Origin of the sequence: Sphaerotilus uruguayifluvii, from assembly GCF_013294065.1 — a bacterium.
Classification (GTDB): Bacteria; Pseudomonadota; Gammaproteobacteria; order Burkholderiales; family Burkholderiaceae_C; genus Sphaerotilus; species Sphaerotilus uruguayifluvii.
This window is the reverse complement of the sequence record NZ_JABSNM010000010.1, coordinates 39,658-60,616: the sequence shown is the minus strand read 5'-3', so window position 1 is coordinate 60,616 and position 20,959 is coordinate 39,658. Positions and strand designations below refer to the sequence as shown.

General features: G+C 71.4%; 22 protein-coding genes. 10 read left to right on the top strand and 12 right to left on the bottom strand.

The genetic code is table 11. From position 1 onward, the window contains the following. The first annotated feature begins 2 nt into the window (after positions 1-2). Both HNQ01_RS12585 and HNQ01_RS12580 read left to right on the top strand, forming a co-directional pair. Positions 3-911 (top strand): bestrophin family protein, encoded by a 909-nt coding sequence (locus tag HNQ01_RS12585; RefSeq protein WP_173805796.1) that lies wholly within the window; start codon positions 3-5, stop codon positions 909-911. A 395-nt stretch (positions 912-1,306) separates the two neighbouring features. Then, positions 1,307-2,062, top strand: coding sequence for an SDR family oxidoreductase (locus tag HNQ01_RS12580; RefSeq protein ID WP_353621695.1), 756 nt, complete (start codon positions 1,307-1,309; stop codon positions 2,060-2,062). A gap of 10 nt (positions 2,063-2,072) precedes the next feature. Here the strand turns inward: HNQ01_RS12580 and HNQ01_RS12575 are convergent, their stop codons facing one another. Together HNQ01_RS12575 and HNQ01_RS12570 are read right to left on the bottom strand one after the other, a co-directional pair. Further along, on the bottom strand, positions 2,073-2,426 hold the full coding sequence (locus HNQ01_RS12575; protein ID WP_173805794.1) for an iron-sulfur cluster assembly protein: 354 nt from the start codon (positions 2,424-2,426) through the stop codon (positions 2,073-2,075). Between the two features lie 45 nt (positions 2,427-2,471). After that, a complete protein-coding gene (locus tag HNQ01_RS12570; RefSeq protein ID WP_173805793.1) occupies positions 2,472-2,885 on the bottom strand; it encodes an iron-sulfur cluster assembly protein in 414 nt (137 codons plus the stop codon). A gap of 212 nt (positions 2,886-3,097) precedes the next feature. Between HNQ01_RS12570 and HNQ01_RS12565 the strand changes: the two genes are divergently transcribed. Next, positions 3,098-6,136 (top strand): adenosylcobalamin-dependent ribonucleoside-diphosphate reductase, encoded by a 3,039-nt coding sequence (locus tag HNQ01_RS12565; protein ID WP_173805792.1) that lies wholly within the window; start codon positions 3,098-3,100, stop codon positions 6,134-6,136. A 19-nt stretch (positions 6,137-6,155) separates the two neighbouring features. Here HNQ01_RS12565 and HNQ01_RS12560 read toward each other — a convergent pair whose 3' ends face one another. From HNQ01_RS12560 to HNQ01_RS12535, 6 genes are all read right to left on the bottom strand, one after another. Then, positions 6,156-7,160 carry a methyl-accepting chemotaxis protein gene (locus HNQ01_RS12560; protein ID WP_173805791.1) on the bottom strand — a complete coding sequence of 335 codons (1,005 nt, stop codon included), beginning with the start codon at positions 7,158-7,160 and terminating at the stop codon, positions 6,156-6,158. Continuing rightward, the gene (locus HNQ01_RS12555) at positions 7,160-7,522 is read right to left on the bottom strand and encodes a response regulator (RefSeq protein ID WP_173805790.1); all 363 of its coding nucleotides are present in this window, start codon (positions 7,520-7,522) and stop codon (positions 7,160-7,162) included. Before HNQ01_RS12555 ends, HNQ01_RS12560 begins: the two co-directional genes overlap by 1 nt. A 200-nt stretch (positions 7,523-7,722) precedes the next feature. After that, positions 7,723-8,034, bottom strand: a complete 312-nt coding sequence (locus HNQ01_RS12550; RefSeq protein ID WP_173805789.1) for a hypothetical protein — start codon at positions 8,032-8,034, stop codon at positions 7,723-7,725. A gap of 200 nt (positions 8,035-8,234) precedes the next feature. Continuing rightward, on the bottom strand, positions 8,235-8,672 hold the full coding sequence (gene trxC / locus HNQ01_RS12545; RefSeq protein ID WP_173805788.1) for a thioredoxin TrxC: 438 nt from the start codon (positions 8,670-8,672) through the stop codon (positions 8,235-8,237). Between the two features lie 70 nt (positions 8,673-8,742). Then, the gene (locus HNQ01_RS12540; protein WP_173805787.1) at positions 8,743-9,741 is read right to left on the bottom strand and encodes a hypothetical protein; all 999 of its coding nucleotides are present in this window, start codon (positions 9,739-9,741) and stop codon (positions 8,743-8,745) included. A 17-nt stretch (positions 9,742-9,758) separates the two neighbouring features. After that, a complete protein-coding gene (locus HNQ01_RS12535) occupies positions 9,759-10,250 on the bottom strand; it encodes a flavin reductase family protein (RefSeq protein WP_173805786.1) in 492 nt (163 codons plus the stop codon). A 50-nt stretch (positions 10,251-10,300) separates the two neighbouring features. Between HNQ01_RS12535 and HNQ01_RS12530 the strand changes: the two genes are divergently transcribed. Both HNQ01_RS12530 and HNQ01_RS12525 read left to right on the top strand, forming a co-directional pair. Then, complete coding sequence (locus HNQ01_RS12530; protein ID WP_173805785.1) at positions 10,301-11,923, top strand: AmpG family muropeptide MFS transporter; 1,623 nt, start codon at positions 10,301-10,303, stop codon at positions 11,921-11,923. A 36-nt stretch (positions 11,924-11,959) separates the two neighbouring features. Beyond that, positions 11,960-12,898, top strand: coding sequence for a M48 family metallopeptidase (locus HNQ01_RS12525; protein ID WP_173805783.1), 939 nt, complete (start codon positions 11,960-11,962; stop codon positions 12,896-12,898). A gap of 34 nt (positions 12,899-12,932) precedes the next feature. Here HNQ01_RS12525 and HNQ01_RS12520 read toward each other — a convergent pair whose 3' ends face one another. The 4 genes from HNQ01_RS12520 to HNQ01_RS12505 form a co-directional block, all read right to left on the bottom strand. Further along, entirely contained in the window at positions 12,933-13,604 is a 672-nt protein-coding gene (locus HNQ01_RS12520) for a Crp/Fnr family transcriptional regulator (RefSeq protein WP_173805781.1), read from the bottom strand. 113 nt (positions 13,605-13,717) lie between these two features. Continuing rightward, the gene (locus HNQ01_RS12515) at positions 13,718-14,383 is read right to left on the bottom strand and encodes a helix-turn-helix transcriptional regulator (protein ID WP_173805779.1); all 666 of its coding nucleotides are present in this window, start codon (positions 14,381-14,383) and stop codon (positions 13,718-13,720) included. A 145-nt stretch (positions 14,384-14,528) separates the two neighbouring features. Continuing rightward, the gene (locus HNQ01_RS12510) at positions 14,529-15,167 is read right to left on the bottom strand and encodes an MBL fold metallo-hydrolase (RefSeq protein WP_173805778.1); all 639 of its coding nucleotides are present in this window, start codon (positions 15,165-15,167) and stop codon (positions 14,529-14,531) included. A gap of 15 nt (positions 15,168-15,182) precedes the next feature. After that, positions 15,183-16,073, bottom strand: a complete 891-nt coding sequence (locus HNQ01_RS12505; RefSeq protein WP_173805776.1) for a LysR family transcriptional regulator — start codon at positions 16,071-16,073, stop codon at positions 15,183-15,185. Positions 16,074-16,205: 132 nt separating this feature from the next. On the opposite strand from HNQ01_RS12505, the gene HNQ01_RS12500 reads away from it, so the two are divergent. From HNQ01_RS12500 to HNQ01_RS12480, 5 genes are all read left to right on the top strand, one after another. Then, positions 16,206-17,171: a Bug family tripartite tricarboxylate transporter substrate binding protein gene (locus HNQ01_RS12500; protein ID WP_173805774.1), complete on the top strand. Its 966-nt coding sequence runs from the start codon at positions 16,206-16,208 to the stop codon at positions 17,169-17,171. A gap of 68 nt (positions 17,172-17,239) precedes the next feature. Further along, a complete protein-coding gene (locus HNQ01_RS12495; protein WP_173805773.1) occupies positions 17,240-17,941 on the top strand; it encodes an RraA family protein in 702 nt (233 codons plus the stop codon). Then, a complete protein-coding gene (locus HNQ01_RS12490) occupies positions 17,938-18,855 on the top strand; it encodes an NAD(P)-dependent oxidoreductase (RefSeq protein ID WP_173805771.1) in 918 nt (305 codons plus the stop codon). Before HNQ01_RS12495 ends, HNQ01_RS12490 begins: the two co-directional genes overlap by 4 nt. A gap of 16 nt (positions 18,856-18,871) precedes the next feature. Beyond that, a complete protein-coding gene (locus HNQ01_RS12485) occupies positions 18,872-19,957 on the top strand; it encodes a cyclase family protein (protein ID WP_173805769.1) in 1,086 nt (361 codons plus the stop codon). Positions 19,958-19,991: 34 nt separating this feature from the next. Continuing rightward, the gene (locus HNQ01_RS12480) at positions 19,992-20,957 is read left to right on the top strand and encodes a Bug family tripartite tricarboxylate transporter substrate binding protein (protein ID WP_173805767.1); all 966 of its coding nucleotides are present in this window, start codon (positions 19,992-19,994) and stop codon (positions 20,955-20,957) included. The last annotated feature ends 2 nt before the right edge of the window (positions 20,958-20,959 follow it).

Sequence of the window (20,959 nt, the reverse complement as noted above, 5' to 3'; positions counted from 1 at the left end):
GCATGATCGTCCGTCCCCGTCCCCACTGGCTGCGCATGCTCTTCGTCGTGCGCGGCTCGATCCTGAACCGCATCGCGCCGCAGCTGCTGTGCATCCTGCTGCTGTCGGTGCTGGTCGTGTCCTTTCACGGCCAGCTGCTGCACCACAAGATCACGCTGACGGCGGTGCCGTTCTCGCTGGTCGGCGTCGCGCTGGCGATCTTCCTGGGCTTTCGCAACAGCGCCAGCTACGACCGCTACTGGGAGGCGCGCAAGCTCTGGGGCCGGATGCTGACGGACGCCCGCAGCGCCGCCCGGCTCGCGGTCACGATGACCGACGAGGCGTGCGCGCGCCCGTTCGTGCGCGGGCTGGCCGCCTTCGTTCACGCCGCGCGGCACCAGTTCCGCGGCCGCAGCGGCGAGGAGGACCTGCGCCGGCTGCTGCCGGCCGATGTCGCCGACGAGGTGCTGTCGCGGCGCTTCGTCGCGATGGCGGTGCTGCTGTGGCTGTCGCGCTGGGTGCGCGAGCAGCGCGACGCCGGCCGGCTCGACTCGGTGCTGGCGATGCAGATCGACCAGAGCCTGACCGGCCTGAACGACGCCTACGGTGGCTGCGAGCGCATCGCCTACACGCCGCTGCCCTTCACCTACTCGGTGATCCTGCACCGCACCGTCTACCTCTACTGCCTGATGCTGCCCTTCGGGCTGCTGGACTCGATCGGGGTCATGACGCCGCTGATGGTGACCTTCGTCGCCTACACCTTCTTCGCGATCGAGGCGCTCGGCGACGAGATCGAGGAGCCCTTCGGCACCGCGCCCAACGATCTGGCGCTGGACGCGATGAGCGTCAACATCGAGGCCTCGGTGCGCGAACTGCTCGGCGACCGCGACCTGCCGGCGCCGCACAAGCCGATCGATTGCGTGCTGACCTGACTTTCATCACGCTGCAGCGCGGGAGCACCAGAACGAGGGGTTTCCCCAGGGGGGGATCGTCGGATATGGTTGCACCCATATCGTTTTTTTCACTTATCGAACTCGTTCCATTCGTGTATGCGGGGTTTCCGTCCCCGCGCTTCTGCACCATGGAATCGACCTGACCCCAGGTCGACTATGCATCCAGGGAGGCCCCGCCACATGTGGCGGGGTTCTTATTTGGGGCGGCGGATCGCGCATCATCGGGGCCCCAGAACCCCGAACTGCCCCCGCATCCGCCCATGACCGCCGACCTGTCCGCGCCTTCCGGCGCCCGCGCCGACCTCCCGGCCTCCGCGACCGTCCATTCAGCCGCTTCTTCGGCCGCTCCTTCGACTGCCACCGGTGTCCGCACCGTGCTGATCACCGGCGCGGGCAGCGGCATCGGCCGCGCCTGCACGCTGACCTTCCTGCGCGCGGGCTGGTCGGTGGTGCTTGCCGGGCGGCGCCTGGAGCGTCTGCAGGCGGTCATCGACGAGGCCGCGGCGGCGCAGCCGGGCGGCGAGATCGCCGCACGCACGCTCGCCGTGCCCGCCGACGTGACCGACGAGGCCGCGGTCGCCGCGCTGTTCGCTGCCGCGCGCGCGCGCTTCGGCCGGGTCGACGTGCTGTTCAACAACGCCGGCATCTTCACGCAGGGCGTCTCGATCGAGGACGTGACGCTGGCCGACTGGCAGCGCTCGGTCGACACCAACCTGACCGGCATGTTCCTGTGCACCCGCGAGGCCTTCCGCACGATGAAGGCGCAGGTGCCGCAGGGCGGCCGCATCATCCACAACGGCTCGATCTCGGCGCAGGTGCCGCGCCCCGGCTCGGTCGCCTATGCCGCGACCAAGCACGCGATCACCGGCCTGACCCGGACTGCGGCGCTGGACGGCCGCGCCTGGAACATCGCCGTCGGGCAGATCGACATCGGCAACGCCGCCTCCGACATGACCGCGGCGATGACCGCCGGCATCCGCCAGGCCGACGGCTCGCTGAAGGTCGAGCCGGTGATGGACGTGCAGCATGCCGCCGACGCGGTGCTGCAGATGGCGGCGCTGCCGCTGTCGGCCAACGTGCTGCAGATGACGGTGATGGCCAGCGCGATGCCCTTCGTCGGCCGCGGCTGAGGCCGGCGCGTCAGTGGTTCGGGCAGCCGCCCGAGTGCTCGTGGTGCAGGTAGAGATCCAGGTCGGGCAGCTGCTCGCGCATCACGTCGAAGGCCAGCTCGGCCAGCACCTGCGCGCTGCCGCAGCGCCCGCCGCCGAGCCTGAGGGTCAGCACCGCCTCGTCCGGTCCGACCTCGATCGCGCGCACCCGGCCGCTGCTGACGATGTCCGGACCTTCTCCCTGCTCGCGCACCGCGCGCAGGGCCTGCAGCACGCGCGTGGCGGCGGGCAGGTCGCCGCTCAGCCGGGGCGGCTCGGGGGCCTGCTGCAGCGAGAGATCCGCCGGGGCGGTACGCATCCAGATGGGGCGACGAACGACAGCCATGAATCCATCATGCCAGCCCCGCTTCGGTAACAGTCTTGATGCGACTCAATCTTCAGGATGTCCGGGCTTGAGCAGCGGCAAGCCCCGCTCGGTTTCCGGCCGGAACTCGCTGCTCCAGCCCAGCCGATGACGCAGCGCGGCACTGGCGCGCCGCGGCGTCCATTCGACCGCGTGGTCCTGCGTCAGGTAGATGTCGGTGTCGGGCAGGGCCTGCTGGATGGCGCGGAAGGCCGCGTCGGCGGTCAGGTCGCTGCACGGGCAGCTGGCGCCCGGCGTGACCAGGCACAGCTCGGCCTCGCCGTCGCGCAGGCGCAGCGACTCGATCATGCCGAGCTCGAGGATGCTGGCCCCGACGCCGGGATCGCGCACGCGACGCAGTGCGTCGAGGCTGCGCAGCAGGGCGTCGGCCGGTCCGGCCAGCAGCAGCTCGGGCGGTGCGGAAGCGGTGGAGGGGTTCATGGCAGCACCTTTCGTTCCAGCGCGTGATGCCGGGGTGGAAACCCACTATCCACAGCCCCGCGCGGCAGGGAATTGCGTCGGGTCAACGCCGATCGATTTCGCATTCCGGGTTCGTCAAGTTCTTCACTCGATGCTGATGCGCCGCACATGGAATTGCCCTTGCGCGCGCCGCCGGCCCGGCGCAGAGTGCGTTCCTCCCAGGAGAGAGCGGAATGACGACGGACGTGACCCGAGACGAACGGACCCAGGACGAGACCACGCTGCCCGAGCAGCCCATCAGCGCCGAGGTGCTGGTCGAGAAATACGCCAAGGGCGGCGAACGCAGCGCCGCCGATGTGCGCCGGCGCGTCGCGCATGCGCTGGCGGCCGGCGAGGCGCCGGAATCGCGTGCGCACTGGGAAGCCCGCTTCGTCGAGGCCCAGGAGCGCGGCTTCGTGCCGGCCGGGCGCATCGCTTCGGCGGCGGGCACGCCGCTGGGCGCGACGCTGATCAACTGCTTCGTGCAGCCGGTGGGCGACTCGATCGCCGAACCCGAAGAGGGTTTTCCCGGCATCTACACCGCGCTGACCGAGGCGGCCGAGACCATGCGCCGCGGCGGCGGCGTCGGCTACGACTTCTCGCGCATCCGGCCCAAGGGCGCCTGGGTCGGCTCGACCGACAGCCACGCCTCCGGCCCGGTGAGCTACATGCGCGTGTTCGACCGCAGCTGCGAGACGGTCGAGTCGGCCGGCAGCCGGCGCGGCGCGCAGATGGGCGTGCTGCGCTGCGACCATCCCGACATCGAGGAGTTCATCCACGCCAAGGACCAGGGCGACCTGCGCAACTTCAACATCTCGGTCGGCGTCACGAACGAGTTCATGCGCGCGGTCGAGGCCGACGACGACATCGAGCTGGTCCACAAGGCCGAGCCGGGCCGCAAGATCAAGGCCGCCGGAGCCTGGCGCCGCGACGACGGCCAGTGGGTCTACCGCCGGGTGCGTGCCCGCGTGCTGTGGGACCAGATCATGCGCTCGACCTACGACCACGCCGAGCCGGGCATCCTGTTCATCGATCGCATCAACGAGGACAACAATCTCGGCTATTGCGAGACGATTACCGCTACAAATCCGTGCGCTGAGCAACCTCTTCCGTCCTACGGCTGCTGCTGCCTGGGGTCGGTGGACCTGACGCGCTTCGTGCGCGATCCGTTCGCCTCGACCGCCTCCTTCGACGAGACCGCGTTCTCCGAGGTCTGCGCGGTGGCGGTGCGCATGCTCGACAACGTGCTCGACGAGACGGTCTGGCCGCTGCCTCAGCAGCAGCAGGAGGCCTCGAACAAGCGCCGCATCGGCCTGGGCTTCACCGGGCTGGGCGATGCGCTGATCATGCTGGGCCTGCGCTACGACACGCCGGCGGCGCGTGCGATGGCGCGGCGCATCTCCGAGGTGATGCGCGACGCCGCCTACGGCGCCTCGGTCGAGCTGGCGAAGGAGCGCGGCGCCTTCCCGCTGTTCAATGCCGACCTGTACCTGAGCCGCGGCAGCTTCGCGTCGCGGCTGCCGGCCGACCTGAAGGAGCGCATCCGCACCCACGGCCTGCGCAACTCGCACCTGCTCTCCATCGCGCCGACCGGCACGATCAGCCTGGCCTTCGCCGACAACGCCAGCAACGGCATCGAGCCGCCGTTCAGCTGGACCTACACCCGGCGCAAGCGCGAGGCCGACGGCAGCTTCCGCGAGTATGCAGTCGAGGATCACGCCTGGCGGCTGCATCGCCACCTGAAGGGCAAGGACGCGCCGCTGACCGAGGCCTTCGTCACCGCGCTCGAGATGAGCGCCGAGGCGCACGAGGCGATGGTCGCGGCGGTGGCGCCCTTCATCGACACCTCGATCAGCAAGACGGTCAACGTGCCGGCCGACTACCCGTACGAGGACTTCCAGGACCTGTACTTCATCGCCTGGAAGTCCGGGCTGAAGGGGCTGGCGACCTACCGGCCCAACAGCGTGCTCGGCGCGGTGCTCAGCGTCGATCCGCCGGCGGCGGCTCCCGCCCCGGCCGCCGCACCGGCCGCCACGGCGCCGGCGCTTCCGGCTGCGCCCCAGCCCCAGCCGCTGACGGTGGCCGCAGGGGCCGACGACGACGGCACCAACCGCCGGCTGCGCCTGGACCGCCTGCCGCAGCCGGTGCTCGCCAGCCTGCGCTGGCCGGGCCGGCCGGAGCTGTCCGCGGGCAATCCGGCCTGGAGCTACCTGATCCAGCATCCGCACGGCGACTTCGCGCTCTTCGTCGGCGAGCTGCCGGCCGAGGCCGGGCCGGACGCGGGCCTGTTCGGCCAGACGCTGCCCTTCGAGGTCTGGTTCAACGGCGCCGAGCAGCCGCGCGGCCTGGCGGCGCTGGCCAAGACGCTGTCGATGGACATGCGCGCCAACGACCCGAGCTGGCTCAAGCTCAAGCTCGACGCGCTGGCGACGGTGGCCGAGGAGCGCGCCTTCGACATGCCCTTCCCGCCGACCGGCGAGCGTCGGCGCTTTCCCGGCGTGGTCGCCGCCACCGCCGCGGTGATCCGCTGGCGCTGCGAGCAGCTCGGCGCGCTGCAGGAAGGCGGCCCGACGCCGGTGCTCGACGCGATGTTCAGCCGCGAGGAGCCGCGCACCGGCGTCGACGGCACGCTGGCCTGGGCGGTCGACATCGACAACCCGGCCAGCGGCGAGGCCTTCACGCTGACGCTCAAGGAAGTCTCGCTGCCGACGCCCGAGGGCGGCCATGTCACGCGGCCGTGCGCGATCGGCTTCGCCGGCAACTATCCGCGCGCCTTCGACGGGCTGGCGCGGCTGCTGTCGCTGGACATGCGCGTCATCGATCCGGGCTGGATCGGCATGAAGCTGCGCAAGATGCTGAGCATCGGCGAGCCGCTGGGCCACTTCATGGCGCCGGTGCCGGGCCTGCCGCCGGGCCAGCGGCGCCAGCAGGTCTGGCCGAGCACGGTGGCCTATGTGGCGCGGCTGATCATTCACCGCTACGCGATGCTGGGCATCCTCGACGAGGAGGGCCATCCGGTCAGCGAGATGGGCGTGCTGGCCCAGCCGGGCAGCGCCGGCGAGGAGGCCGCAGCCGCCTCGGCGCCGGCGGCCGCTCCCAAGGACGCCGGCGCGCCGGTGGCCGGTCGCGTGATGGCCGGCAAGCCGTGCCCGGAATGCGGCAACGCCGCGATGATCCACAAGGACGGCTGCGAGTTCTGCACCGCCTGCGGCTTCGTCGGCGCCTGCGGCTGAGCCGGCGGATCAGCGCAGATCAGAACAGCTCGATCGGCGGCTCGTCCGGCGTTCGGGCTGCACTGGCATCGCCGGTGGCCGCGGCGTGGGCCTTGCGCTGGCTGTGCATCACGTAGCCTTCGCGCCAGGTGCCGATCGTGCGGCTCAGCGCCTGCTGGCGCTGCAGGTCGGGGCCCTGGCCGGCAGCCTCGCAGTGGCGCGCCAGATGCTCCAGCCCCTTCTGCACCTGCTCGAGCAGCTGCCGGTTGATGTCCTGGAACTGCATCCGCCCCAGCGCCTCGAGAATGTCGTCGCGGACCTCGCGGGTGGTCTGCTCCATCTCGCGCGACAGTTCGTCGACCTGCCGCGCCACCGCGCCGGGCGTGCGCGCGAGCAGGTCGATCTCCTCGCTGATCAGGCCGAGCTCGTCGGCGCCGTGATCTCGGGCCTGCCCGCCGAGCCGGACCCGGCTGCGCGTCTCGATCGCCAGTCGGATGCCGCTGCTGATCTCGCCGGCCGCCTCGGCCGTCATGCCCGAGAGATTGCGCACCTCGCCGGCGACGATCTTGAAGCCGCTGCCGGCCTCGCCGGCGCGTGCGGCCTCGATCGCGGCGTTCAGCGCCAGCAGGTTGGTGTGGCGGGCGATCTCGGCGATGCGGTCGGCCCAGGGGCCGAGCGACTCGACCTGCAGCAGCAGCGAGCGGATCTCGCTCTGATGGCGCTCGTCGGCCGACCGGCCTGCCTCGCGATGGCGGCCGATCGCCTCCAGCGCGAGCGTCTGCCGGCCGGCCTGCTCGAGCGCCTCGCTCGACAGCGTGCGCGAGGTCTGCAGCAGCCGGTCCATCTCGCGCTGCAGCGCGTCGCAGCGCTGCTGCACCCGCACCAGGCGGTCGGTCATGTCGAGCACTGCCTCGGACGACGAGCGCTCGGCCGCCGCGAGCTGGCCGCGCAGGATGTCGAGGCCCTGGCGCAGCGTGTCGAGTTCGGCCAGGCTGCCCGCGTCGGGCCGGCGCTGCGGCCGCAGGCGATCCCAGAGGCGGCGCATCAGCGTGTCAGGACCTGGTTGACCACCTTCAGCAGGTCGCTGCCGCCCACCGGCTTGACCAGCCAGCCGGTGGCGCCATGCCGCTTGGCCTCGTCGCGCTTGTCGCGCTGGCTTTCGGTCGTCAGCGCCAGGATCGGCGTGAAGCGCAGCAGCTTGCGGGCCTCGCGGATCAGCGACAGGCCGTCCATGTGCGGCATGTTGATGTCCGTGATGATCAGGTCCGGGCGCAGGCCGGAGTTCAGCCTGCGCAGCGCGGCGGCGCCGTCCGGCGCGGTCTCCACCCGGAAGCCGCTGATCTCCAGCGATCCCTTCAGGCTCATCAGCATCGTGGCCGAGTCGTCCACGAGCAGCACGCTTTTCATCGCCAATCCTTGTGTGGTGACCGCGGCACCGGAGCGGGCTTGCTCCGGCCGCATCGGCTCGGATCGACGATGAAGACGGCACCTTGATGCCGAAGGACCGTCTCGACAGGAATGTCGAGCATATGTCCATGGCAAACAGGCAAGAAAGTCGCGGTGCGCGGGCGCACCGTGATCCGGCGGACGGCCGGATCCGCCCCGGATCAGCGCGTGCGCCGCACCGGCGAGGGCGAGCTGAACCAGATGCCGCGCGGCAGGCCGCTGGAGGTGCGGTTGAAGACCTCTCCGCCGTGCTCGTTCTGCATGTGCGTCAGCAGCTGGGCCGGCAGCACGCGGCGGCTGCAGACGCTGCAGCTGACCGAGCGCGGGCGGGCGCTGCCCAGGGTGTTCTGCTGCACCGGCGAGGTGCGCTGGGTGCGTGGCGGGTGGTCGAGTTCACGCAGGACCGCATCGATGATGGTCGGGTGGGTGAAGTCGGGAAGGTCGCCGAACTGGGTGTTCATCTCGATCGCCATGTTGTTGTGGAGATGGATCCGATGCTAGGACGGGACCCACCGTCGCGTCCGCAACGGACCGCACGCAAACAGCCGAAATTGAAATAACTGTCAGATCATTGATGCGATCGGTACTGAAACGGCTGTGTTCTGCGTCGATTCCGTCACTGTGGCGGCATGTCTCGTGGCATATGCACGCCCGGTGCGGCCGGGGCTGCGGCTCAGCCGCGCGTGAGGTCCTCGACCCAGCGCACGATCTGCGCCGCAGGCATCGCGCCGCTGAGGCGGCCGACTTCGCGGCCGCCCTGGAAGGCGACCATCGTCGGGATGCTGCGGATCGCATGGCGGGCGCTGGCTTCCGGGCAGGCGTCGCTGTCGACCTTGGCGAAGAGCGCGCTGCCCTTCATCTGCTGGGCTGCGGCCTGGAACTGCGGCGCCATCTGGCGGCACGGCCCGCACCAGGCGGCCCAGAAGTCGACGATGACCGGCAGCGGCGTGCGCGCCAGCACCGCGTCGATGTTGTGGTCGTCGAGCTCGATCGGGAGGCCGTCGAACAGCGGCCGGTGGCAGCGGCCGCAGTCGGGGTGGTCGCCCAGGCGGACCTGGGGAATCCGGTTGACGGCATGGCAGTGGGGGCAGGTGACGAGAACGCTTTCCATCGACGGGTCTCCGGGTGGGGCAGGATGCCTCGGGGGGCATCAGGCGAGATGGCGTCGCCCGGGTGCGTTTTCAAGCGCGTGTCCAGGGGCGCAGCGGCGCCACCGGTGGCCGGCGCGGGCGGCCGCCCCCGCCGACCGATGCCGGATGGTTGTTCGCGACGATCTGCAGCCGCGCGACCAGCGCGGCGATCGTGCCGGGCCGGATCCGCGCCACCTCGTCGGCCGCGGCCGGCTCGGCATACAGCACCAGGTTGCCGGCGGCGCAGTCGGTGATCAGCACGCCGCGGTCCTGCAACGCGCGCGCCAGCGCGGTCTCCGGTCCGGGCTGCAGGTCGATCGTGTCGAGCCGGACCTCGGGCGGGATCGCCAGCAGGCTGCCCATGTGCAGGTTGCCGCGCTCGCCATAGCGCCGGCCGTCGCCGTCGTCGGCCGAGGAGGCCGGCCAGACCCAGGCCCGGTCGTCCGGACCGTGGCGGTTCAGCGCCTCGGGGCGCACCGCCGCGGCCAGCGCATGCGGCAGCTCGCCCGCGGCCAGTTCGCCGCGCCGGATCAGGCCGCCGATGGCCGAGCCGCCGTAGGCGCGGGCCCCATGCCAGAAGGGCGCGATGCCCGGGCCGGTCAGGTCGTTGACGACGACGACGCGGGCCTCGATGCGGTCCGCGCCGATGCGCCGGGCCTGCCACATCTCGATCACCTCGCGGTGATCCGGCGTGATCAGGTGCAGGGCGCCGTCGCTGCTGGCATCCGGTCGGGCCTCGGGCGGCACCGGCAGGCGGCGCAGCGCGTCGGCGTCGCCGCGGCGGTGGATCGCCACCACCGGATCCTCCGGCGAGGCCACGAAGACCGGATGGCTCCAGAGCCGGCTGTTGATGCGCGCGCCGCGGGCCGGGTCGAAGGCCGGACTGTCGATCGGCACGAAGCGCGCCTGCGTGCCGATCGCGGTGTTCCACGGGCTGTCGACCGAGAAGGGCTGCAGCGCCGGATCGCGCCCGGCCGGGCCGGGCAGGGCGCAGCCGCCCGGCAGCAGCAGCGCCGGCAGCAGGCCGAGCAGGGTGTCGCGTCGACGCATGCCGGGCCCGGCCCCGGTCAGAGCGGCAGCTCGGTGTAGAAGCGTCCGCCGTGGAAGATCAGCGGCGAGGCGCCGGGCCGGTAGCGGCACTGCTCGACCTCGCCGACGAAGATGACGTGGTCGCCTTCCTCGTGGCGGCTGCGGTTGTGGCATTCCAGCACCGCCGCGGCGCCCTCGAGCAGCGGGATGCCGCCGGTGCCCTCGCTCCAGTCGAGGCCGTCGAAGCGGTCGATGCCGCGGGTGGCGAAGCGCTCGGCGAGTTCGCGCTGCTCGGCGGCCAGGATGTGGATCGCGTAGTGCGAGCCGCCGCGGAAGACCGGCATCGAGCCGGCCTGCAGCGACAGGCTCCACAGCACCAGGGGCGGTGCCATCGACACCGAATTGAAGGAGTTGGCGGTCAGGCCGACCGGCGTGCCGTCGGCCGCGCGCGCGGTGACGATGGTGACGCCGGTGGCGAACAGGCCGAGCGCGGCTCGGAAGTCCTGCCGGGTGAACGGGGCGGCTTGCATGGGCGGGATTGTCGGCGATCGATGCGATCCCTGCCTCCTAGAATCGGCGCATGACCGCCCCTGCCGCCGCTCCGATCCCGCCTGTTCCGTCCGCCGTGGCGCCTTCCGGGCCGGACTGGCGGCCGTGGCGGCTCGCGGCGGTGCTGGTGCTGGGCTTCGCCTCCGGGCTGCCGCTGGCGCTGACCGGGCAGGCGATGCAGGCCTGGCTGAGCCTGGAGGGCATCGATGTCGCGACCATCGGCTTCCTGAGCCTGGTCGGGCTGCCCTACACCTTCAAGTTCCTGTGGGCGCCGCTGATGGACCGCTTCGATCCGCCGGGCGCAGGCCGGCGCCGGGGCTGGCTGGTGCTGACGCAGCTGGCGCTGGCGGCGCTGCTGATGCTGATGGCCGGCACCTCGCCGAAGGACTCGATGCGGCTGTACGCGCTGCTGGCCGTGGCGATCGCCTTCCTGTCGGCCTCGCAGGACGTGGTGATCGATGCCTACCGCACCGACCTGCTGCCGCCGGCCGAGCGCGGCCTGGGCTCCTCGCTGTCGGTGCTGGGCTACCGGCTGGCGATGATCCTGTCGGGCGGCATCGCGCTGATCTGGACCGATCCGGTCAATGCCGGCGGGCCGGCGGGCTGGACCTGGCCGGAGGTCTACCGGCTGATGGCGCTGCTGATGGTGATCGCGGCGGCCGTCTCGGCGCTGCTGCTGCCGCGGCTGCCGGCGATGCCGCGGCCCGAGAGCGTCGCGCGCAACGACCTGATCGGCTTCGTCGCGGTGCTGGCGGCCGCCGCGGCCGGCTACCTGCTGACGGACCGGGTGCTGGGCCCGCTGTCGAGCGCGCTGCTCGGGCCGCTGCTGGAGCACACCGCGCTGGCCCCGGCGCTGCGCCAGCGCTGGGCCGACCTGCTGGCGCTGCTGCTGGGCATCGCGGTGACGCTGCCGCTGGGCGCCTGGGCGGCGCGGGCCGCGCGCTTCGAGACGCTGCTGGGCGGCCTGTCGAGCTACTTCGCCCAGCCCGGCGCCTGGGCCTTCCTGGGCTTCATCGTGCTCTACAAGCTGGGCGACGCCTTTGCGGGCAGCCTGATGACGCCCTTCCTGCTGAAGGCGATGGCCTTCGGCTCGGCCGAGGTCGGCGTGGTCAACAAGGTCATCGGCCTGTGGCTGACGATCGGCGGCGCGCTGCTGGGCGGGGCGCTGATGATGCGCATCGGGCTGTGGCGCGCGCTGATGCTGTTCGGGCTGCTGCAGATGCTCAGCAACCTCGGTTTCTGGTGGCTGGCGGTCCACGGCAAGGGCGCGCTGCCGGGCCTGACGGTGCCGGCCTTCGACTGGGGCCTGCTGCGCCTGGCCCAGGCCACGCCGGTCGACGGCGGGCTGCTGATGGTCATCGCCTTCGAGAACCTCTCCGGCGGCATGGGAACGGCCGCCTTCGTGGCCTTCCTGATGAGCCTGACCAGCCAGCGCTTCACCGCGACACAATATGCGCTGCTGTCGGCCTTCGCGTCGGTGGGGCGGGTCTGGGTCGGACCGCTGGCGGGCGTGCTGGCCGAGTCGATCGGCTGGCCGAGCTTCTTCATCGTGTCGACGCTGGCCGCCGTGCCGGCGTTGTGGATGCTGCGGGGGCTGCGCCCGACCGTGCAGGCGCTGGACGTCGATCCGGCGGCCGCCGCGGCCGACGACTAGGACCACCGGACCCTGCCTCGAGGAGCGATGACGACCATGACCCCACCGAATCCGGAGTTCGTCCACGACGCGACGATCACCACCCGCATCGACCTGCACCGCAGCGACTGCCGCTGCCCGCTGCACGGACGGCGGCTGTTCACCGGGCTGCTGGCCGGTGCGGCCATCGGCACGGCCTGGCCGGCGCTGGCGCGCGAGGGGGTCGAGGTCGGCCGCACCTCGCAGTTCACGAAGCTGGTCTCGGCCGAGCAGGTCGAGGAAGCCGCGACGATGCAGTATCAGCAGATGCGCACCGAGGCCGCCGGCAAGCGTGCGCTCGCGCCGGCCAACCATCCGCAGCAGCAGCGCCTTCAGGCCATCGCCGACCGGCTGATCCCGTTCACCTACGACTGGAACCCGCGCGCCCGGGACTGGAAGTGGGAGGTCAGCCTGATCGGCTCGAAGGAGCTCAATGCCTTCTGCATGCCTGGCGGCAAGATCGCCTTCTACTACGGCATCCTGCAGCTGCTGCAGCTCAGCGACAGCGAGGTCGCGATGATCATGGGCCACGAGATGGCGCACGCGCTGCGCGAGCATGCCCGCGAGCGCATGGGCAAGCAGATGGCCACCCAGGGCATGATCGGCCTCGGCGCGGCGCTGCTCGGCCTGGGCGACGTGGGCCGCTCGGTGGCGAACATGGGCGGCCAGCTGCTGACGCTGAAGTTCGGCCGCGACGACGAGTCCGAGGCCGATCTGGTCGGCATGGAACTGGCGGCACGCGCCGGCTACGATCCGCGCGCCGGCGTGACGCTGTGGCAGAAGATGATGGAGGCCAGCAAGGGCGCGCCGCCGGAGTTCCTGTCGACCCACCCGGCCGGCGCGACGCGCATCCGCGACATCGAGGCCAACCTGCCGAAGGTCGAGCCGCTGTACGCGCGTGCGGCCCGGCCCGAGCGCCAGTTCGGCCCGCCGCCGCTGCGCAGCTCGGCCGGCTGAGGCCGCCCGGCGCGATCCGCCCGCGATCCCGGCGCTACCAGCGCGCCGGCAGCGGCTTGAGCAGCGTCAGGCGCTGGTCGGTCTGGTCGATGTAGCCGCCGCGCTCGAGGTCCTTGAGCAGCCGGCTGACCATCTCGCGCGAGCAGCCGATGCGGCTGGCGATCTCGGAATGCGTCAGCCGCGTCGCGATCCGGCGCGTGCCGTCGGCCTGCTCGAGCGAGAGCTCCTGCAGCAGCACCGACAGGCGGCCGTAGCTGTCGACCAGCGCCATGTTGCGCGCGTCGCGGGTGGCGGCCCGGGCCCGGGCGATGACCTTGGCGAGCAGCTCCAGCGCGAATTCCGGGTACTCGCCGATGTGCTCGAGCAGCATCTGGCGGTTGACGACCGCCGCCATCGTCGGCTCGACGGTGATGACGCTGGCCGAGCGCGGGCCGCCGTCCAGGCTCATCTCGCCGATCAGTTCGCCCGGGCCGTACAGGCCGAAGGTGATCTCGCGATCGTTCGTGCCGATCGAGTAGACCTTGACCCGGCCGGAGACCAGGATGTAGAGCGTGTCGCCGCTCTCGCCTTCCTGGATCAGCACGACGCCTTTGCGGTAGCGTCGCAGGACCGCGCGCCGAGCCAGCGCCTTCAGTGCCGGCGACAGCGGCAGCGTCTCGAGCAGGGTGTCGTTCGGGGAAAAGGGGGGGGCGTTGTCGAGAGCCATCGCTTCCGACGATAGGGCAGCCGGCAGCGCCGTGCAAGCCGTCTGCAGGGGATGCGACACGATTGCGCGTGTCATGGTCGCGATGGCACCCCTTCAGTGCGCCCGAGGCGCCCTCAGTGCGGGCAGACGTGGCTCAGAGCCGACACGATCGGCGGCAGCAGCGCGACCTGATGCACCAGCGCGCGCAGGCTGGTCGCGCCGGTCTTCTGGCGGATGCTGGCGATCTGGGTGCGCACCGTCGACAGCGCCACGCCGTAGCGCCGCGCCACGTCGGCCGGATCGTCGCCGTCGCACAGCGCGGCCAGCACCATGCTCTCGGCATGGGTCAGGCCATGCGCGTGGGAGAAATGCTCGATGCTCAGCATCTCGCAGACCTGGCGGCGGCCGAAGACGACCAGCACCGCGTCGTCCTGTCCGCTCAGCGGCACGATCGCGACCGTTTCCGGACCGGTCTTGCCGCCGAGCCGCAGCATGCGGCGCAACCGCAGCCGCGCGGCCTGGTCCAGCGCGCGAGCCAGCTCGGGCTGGTCGTCGGGTCGACGGGCCTGCACCCTCTGCGGCGGCTGCAGCGCCAGCGCGCCGTTCGGGTCGGCGCAGTGCTGGCGGCCGGCATGGTTGGCATGGACGAGCCGGCCGTCGTGTCGCACGACCAGCAGGCCGTAGTCGAGCTCGTCGACGACGGTGGCCAGCAGCGCGAGCCGCTCGGCACTGTCGGGCCGGATCAGGCTGGCGAGGTCGCCCGCCGGATGAAGATCGGTCGCGCTCGGATCGGACAGCATCCGCCACTCCCCGGGTTTCCGGATCCCCCCGGACCCCAGAACACCCCGGGGGGGAATTTATCAATCCCACGGGTCGGTGCGTCACCGATTATTCACGGATGTCGTGTGAATTATTGCCAGGTGGAGTGTTACACGCTCCGGCAGCTCAGGTGCCGCGCACATAGGGATTGCCCAGGCGCTCCTCGCCGAAGCTGCTCTCCGGGCCGTGGCCGGGAATGAAGACGGTGTCGTCGCCCATCGGCCACAGGCGCTGGGTGATCGAGTCGATCAGCGTCTGGTGGTGGCCGCCGGGAAAGTCGGTACGGCCGATGCTGCCGGCGAACAGCACGTCGCCGACGAAGGCGCGCTTCATCTCCGGGCTGTGGAAGACGACATGGCCGGGCGTGTGGCCGGGGCAGTGGCGCACGTCCAGCGTGTGCGCGCCCAGCGTGACGGTGTCGCCGTCCTCGAGCCAGCGCGTCGGCGTGAAGGGCTCGGCCGCGGGGAAGCCGAACATCCTGCTCTGCTGCGGCAGGCCGTCGATCCAGAACTGGTCGCCGCGGTGCGGGCCGATGATCGGCAGGCCGCGGGTGCGCGAGAGCTCGCCGGTGCCGCCGGCGTGGTCGATGTGGGCGTGGGTGAGCCAGATCTGCTCGAGCTTCAGGCCCAGGCGATCGACGGTGGCCAGCAGCTCGGGCAGGTCGCCGCCGGGGTCGATGACGGCGGCCTGCTTCGTCTGGTCGTCCCAGACGAGGGAGCAGTTCTGGGCGAAGGCGGTGACGGGGAGGGTGTGGTAGCGCAGCATGGTGGGGAAATTGTCTCAGGCGGGTTGCGCCGAGCTGACGAACAGGTCGAGCAGGCGCTGCGCCGCCGGCGACATGAACGCACCTTCGCGGCAGGTCACCACCAGGCGGCGGCTCATCTGCGCCTCGAGCACCGGCACCTCCTTCAGGCCGGGCACCCGGTTCGGTCCCTGCAGGTGGTGGCGCGAGATGAAGCTCAGCAGCCGGGTGCGCGCGATCAGCGCCGGCAGCACCAGGAGCATCGTGGACTCGACCTGGACCTTCGGGCGGGGCATGCCCTGGCGGTCGAAGGTGTGGTCGAGCCAGTCGCGGGTCGGGGCACCGGGCGGCTGCAGCGCCCAGCGGTAGCGCCCGAGGTCCTGGAGCGAGGGCTGGGACTCGAACACCTCGTGCTCGGCGGAGGCGGCCACCACGATGGTGTCCTCCGACAGCACCTGCGAGACCAGGCCGGGCTCCTCCGGCGTCTGGGTGCCCACCATCAGGTCGATCTCGCCTGTGCGCAGCAGGGGCTTGAGCGCGTCCACCAGGCCCACCACGGTGCGCAGCGTCACCTCGGGCGCCTCCTGCAGCAGCTGGCCGGCCACCTCGGGGAGCAGGAACTGCGCGGCCGTCGGCACGATGCCGATGCGCACATGGCCGCTCAGCCCCGCGCCCAGCGTGGCCAGTTCGCGCTGCGCGTCCTCCACGTCGAAACGCAGGCGCCGCGCCCACTTCCGCAGCAGCTCGCCGGCCGGAGTCAGCCGGATGCCCCGACCGGCCCGCTCGAACAGCGCCGCGCCGCAGGCTTCCTCCAGGCGGCGGATGCTGCTGGTCAGCGCCGGCTGCGAGCGGTGCAGGCGGTCCGCGGCCTTGCCCACATGCTGCAGCTCGGCGATGGTCTCGAAGTAGCGGAGGTCGCGCAGGTCCATTGCAAAAGTCCTGTCAATGTTTCGCAATGAATTATCGATTGGACCGATGAATGGCGGGCCGCCAATACTGGCTCCCCAAGAAGCCAGCCGCGCGCCTCGTCCGAGCCTGGCCACCTCGCCCCAGGAGACACCATGAAGTTCATCCCCCGCCTTGCCCTGAGCCTGGCCATGGCCACCGTGTGCGGCGCCGCCGCCGCCCAGGCCTGGCCCGCCAAGCCGATCCGCATCGTCGTGCCGTTCCCGCCCGGCGGCGGGACCGACATCATCGCCCGCGAGACCAGCCAGCGCGTGGCCAAGGCGACCGGCTGGATCTTCGTGATCGACAACAAGCCTGGCGCCGGCGGCAACCTGGGCGTGGACAGCGTGGCCAAGTCCGCCGCCGATGGCTACACCCTGGTGATCGGCCAGACCAGCAACATCGCGATCAACCCCACGCTGTACAGCAAGCTGCCGTATGACCCGCAGAAGGATCTGGTGCCGGTGGTGCACCTGGCCGATGCGGCCTTGGTCCTGGCGGCCAGCAACGCGTCCTTCAAGAGCGTGGCCGACCTGGCCGCCGCGGCCAAGGCCAGGCCGGGACAGGTGAACTTCGCGTCGTCGGGCAACGGCACGGTGGCGCACCTCACCACCGAGCTGTGGCAGAAGGCCGCCGGCGTGCATCTGCAGCATGTGCCGTACAAGGGGGCCAACCAGGCGCTCACCGACGTGATCAGCGGCAATGTCGAGCTGTACATGTCGTCGGTGCCCACGCTGCTGCAGCACATCCGCAACGGCAAGCTGCGCGCCCTGGCCGTCACCTCGGCCAAGCGCGTGGACGACCTGCCCAACGTGCCCACCCTCAACGAGTCGGGCTACAAGGGCTTCGACGCCGTGACCTGGTTCGGCCTGCTGGCCCCGGCCGGCACGCCCAGGGACGTGGTCGCCCGCCTGAACGCCGAGTTCAACAAGGCGCTGAAATCCCCCGAGCTGGCCAAGCGTCTGGGCGATGAGGGTGCCGACGCGGTGGGCGGCACGCCCGAGCAGTTCGCTGCGCTGATCAAGGACGACATCCCGCGCTGGAGCAAGGTCGTCAAGGAGTCGGGTGCGCGGGTGGACTGATCCCCGCCTGCCGCACCGCCGGCCCGTCCGGCATCCCTTTCCCTCTTCGTCTTTTCCTGGAGATTCGCATGAGTCAAGCCGCTGCATGGCTGCCCGACGTGATCAAGACCATCGAGCGCGTGGACCCCGCCGTGGTCGAGCAGGCGGGTGCGTTCCCGTCGTCCATCCTGGCCGACGTGGCGGGCCGGCGCGGCGCGCTCAGCGGCCGCATCGCGCCGCTGGCGCCCGGCATGCGTGTGGCCGGCAGCGCCCTCACCGTGGAAGTGCGCCCCGGCGACAACCTGATGATCCATGTGGCGCTGGCCATCGCCCAGCCGGGCGACGTGATCGTGGTCGATGGCAAGGGCGACCTCAGCAGCGCGCTGATGGGCGAGATCATGAGCCAGCAGGCCAAGGCGCTGGGCATCGCCGGCGTGGTGATCGACGGCGCGGTGCGCGACAGCGAAGCCATCCGCGAGCTGGGCTTCCCGATGTGGGCCGCGGGCCTGAACCCCAACGGCCCCACCAAGTCGGTGGCCGGCCGCGTGAACCATCCCGTCTCGATCGGCGGCGTGACCGTGAACCCCGGCGACCTGATCGTGGGTGACGCCGACGGCATCACCGTGGTCGAGCGCAGCAAGGCCGCCAGCCTGCTGCCGCTGGCCGTGGAGAAGGTGGCCGCCGAGACCAAGCGCATTGCCGACATCAAGAGCGGCAGGCAGCTGCGCCCGGGCTGGCTGGACGCTTCGCTGCGCGCCGCCGGCGTGCTGAAGGATGGAGAGTCGCTGTGAGCAAGCCCGTGTTTCTGGTGACCGGCGCCGACCTGGCCGCCGACGCGCTGGCGCTGCTGGGCCGCTACGACGTGGTTTATGCCGGCGTCAAGCCCACGGAGGCCGATCTGGTGGCGCTGTGCCGGCGCCACGACCCGGTGGCCATGATCGTCCGCTACGGTGCGGTCAATGCGGCCGTGATGGACGCCGCGCCTGCCCTCCGGGTGATTTCCAAGCACGGCAGCGGCACCGACACGATCGACAAGAGCGCTGCCGCCGCCCGCGGCATCCAGGTGGTGGCGGCCGCCGGCGCCAACGCCGCGGCCGTGGCCGAGCATGCGCTGGCCCTGCTGCTGGCCTGCGCCAAGTCGGTGGTGGCGATGAACGCGCGCATGCACGCCGGCCACTGGGACAAGGCCACGCACAAGAGCGTGGAGCTGGAAGGTCGCACCGTGGGCCTGGTGGGCCTGGGCGCCATCGGCCTGCGCTTTGCCCGCATGGCCGATGCGATGGGCATGCGCGTGCTGGGCTTCGACCCGTACGCCAAGGATCTGCCCGCCCATGTGCAGCCGGTCGACCTGGCCACGATCTGGCGCGAGAGCGATGCCATCAGCCTGCACTGCCCGCTGACCGACGACAACCGCGGCCTGCTCAATGCGCAGACCCTGGCCGCCTGCCGTCCAGGCGTGATCATCGTCAACACCGCACGCGGCGGCCTGATCGACGAGGCCGCGCTGCTGGCCGCCCTGCGCAGCGGCCAGGTCGGCAGTGCCGGGCTCGACAGCTTCGCGGTCGAGCCGATGACGGCGCCGCACCCCTTCCACGGCGAGCCGCGCATCACGCTCAGCCCGCACATCGGCGGCGTGACGGCGGATGCCTACGTGAAGATGGGCGTGGGTGCCGCGCGCAATGCACTGGCCGTGCTGAACGGCTGACCCCGGAGAGGCGACCATGGCCCGACGCTGGAAGCACGCACCCGAAGGCAGCCACTGGGGCGAGTTCGGCCCCGACGACCAGCGCGGCCGCATGAACCTGGTCACGCCGGCCAGGGTGCTGCAGGGCGTGGCCGAGGTGCGCGAAGGCCGCAGCTTCGTGCTGAGCCTGCCGCTGGACGTGCCGGGCGGCCGGGCCATGAACCCGCGCCGCATCCCGCCGCAGCGCTACGCCGTGATCCGCGACGGAAAGAGCGCCGGCCAGCAGGGCTTCTGCTGGTCGTACCAAGACGAGGATCCCGACCTCACCGATGTGGTCAACGACGACGTGGTGCTGCTCGGTCTGCAGTACTCCACCCAGTGGGACAGCCTGGCCCATGTGGGCAGCCGCTTCGACGCCGATGGCGACGGCGTGGCCGAGGCGGTGTTCTACAACGGCTTTCGCGCGGGCGAGGAGATCCGCCCCGGCGTGGAAGATCCTACCGCCGAGGCCCGCGGCGAGCCGCATGCACGCTACCGCCATCCCGAGGCCGCCGCGCTGGGCATCGAGCGCCTGGCCGAGCACGGCGCGCAGGGCCGCGGCGTGCTGATCGACCTGGAGCACCACCTGGGCCGCACGCGCCAGGCCGTGGGCTACGAGCAGCTGATGCGCATCCTGGACGCCGACGGCATCACGGTGGAAGAGGGCGACATGGTCTGCCTCCACACCGGCTTTGCCGACACGCTGCTGGCCATGAATCGCCAGCCCGACGTGGCGCGCCTGCACGCCACCGGCTCGGGCCTGGACGGCTGGGACGGCCGGCTGCTGAACTGGATCGTCGACAGCCGCCTGGCCTGCCTGATCGCCGACAACCCGGCCGTGGAGCTGGTGGTGCCCAAGCTGATGCAGCCCCGTGCGACGGGGGGATCGCTGCGCCAGCCGCGCCTGCCGCTGCACGAGCACTGCCTGTTCAAGAACGGCATCCACCTGGGCGAGCTCTGGTACCTCACCGAGCTGGCCGCCTGGCTGCGCGCGCACGGCCGCAGCCGCTTCCTGCTCACCGCGCCGCCGCTGCGCCTGCCGGGCGCGGTGGGCTCGCCGGCCACGCCGATTGCCACGGTGTGAGCCCACACAACGACATCGATCTGGAGACCCGCAAATGAACCGCCGAACCCTTCACCGCGCCGCCGCTCTGGCGCTTGGCCTGGCCCTCGCCGGCACCGCCCAGGCGGCCTGGCCCACCGACAAGCCTATCCAGATCATCGTGCCCTACGCGCCGGGCGGCACGGCCGATGCCCTGGCCCGCCTGGTGGCCGAGAACCTGGGCCCCAAGCTGGGCACCACGGTGATGGTGATGAACAAGGCCGGCGCCAGCGGCACGCTGGGCGAGGCCGATGCGGCCCGCGCCGCGGGCGACGGCTACACCGTGCTCTACACGGCCACGCCGTACTCGATCAACCCGCACCTGCAGAAGCTGCCCTACGACCCCAGGGATCTGCAGCCGGTGACCCAGGTGGCCGAGGCACCGATGTTCCTGGCGGTGGGCCGGGCCTCGCCGTACAAGACGCTGCCCGATCTGATCAAGGCCGGCAAGCAGGCGCCGGGCCGGCTGAACTTCAGCTCGGGCGGCCAGGGCACGGTGCAGTACATGGGCGCCGAGCTGCTGATGCAGGCCGTGGGCATGAAGGCCACGCATGTGCCCTACAAGAGCGGCGGCCCGGCGCTGCAGGCCATCATGGCTGGCGAGGTGGATTTCGGCTTCGGCAACGTGTCGGCGCTGGCGGGCCACGCCAAGAGCGGCCTGGTGCGGCCGCTGGCCATCACCTCGGCCGCGCGCAACCCCAACTACGCCGACGTGCCCACCGTGGCCGAGACCGGCGTCAAGGGCTACGAGGTGTACGAGTGGAACGGCATCTTCGCGCCGGCTGCCACACCGCGCGAGATCGTGCAGCGCCTGAACACCGCGCTGCGCGAGGTGCTGGGGGCCACCGCGGTCAAGGCGCGCATCTATGCACTGGGTGCGCGGGTCGTCGCGTCGCCGCCCGAGGACTTCCGGCAGTTCCTGGCCAAGGAAGAGGCGCGCTGGGGGGCCACGGTCAAGGCCGCCGGCATCAAGAAAGAGTGAGC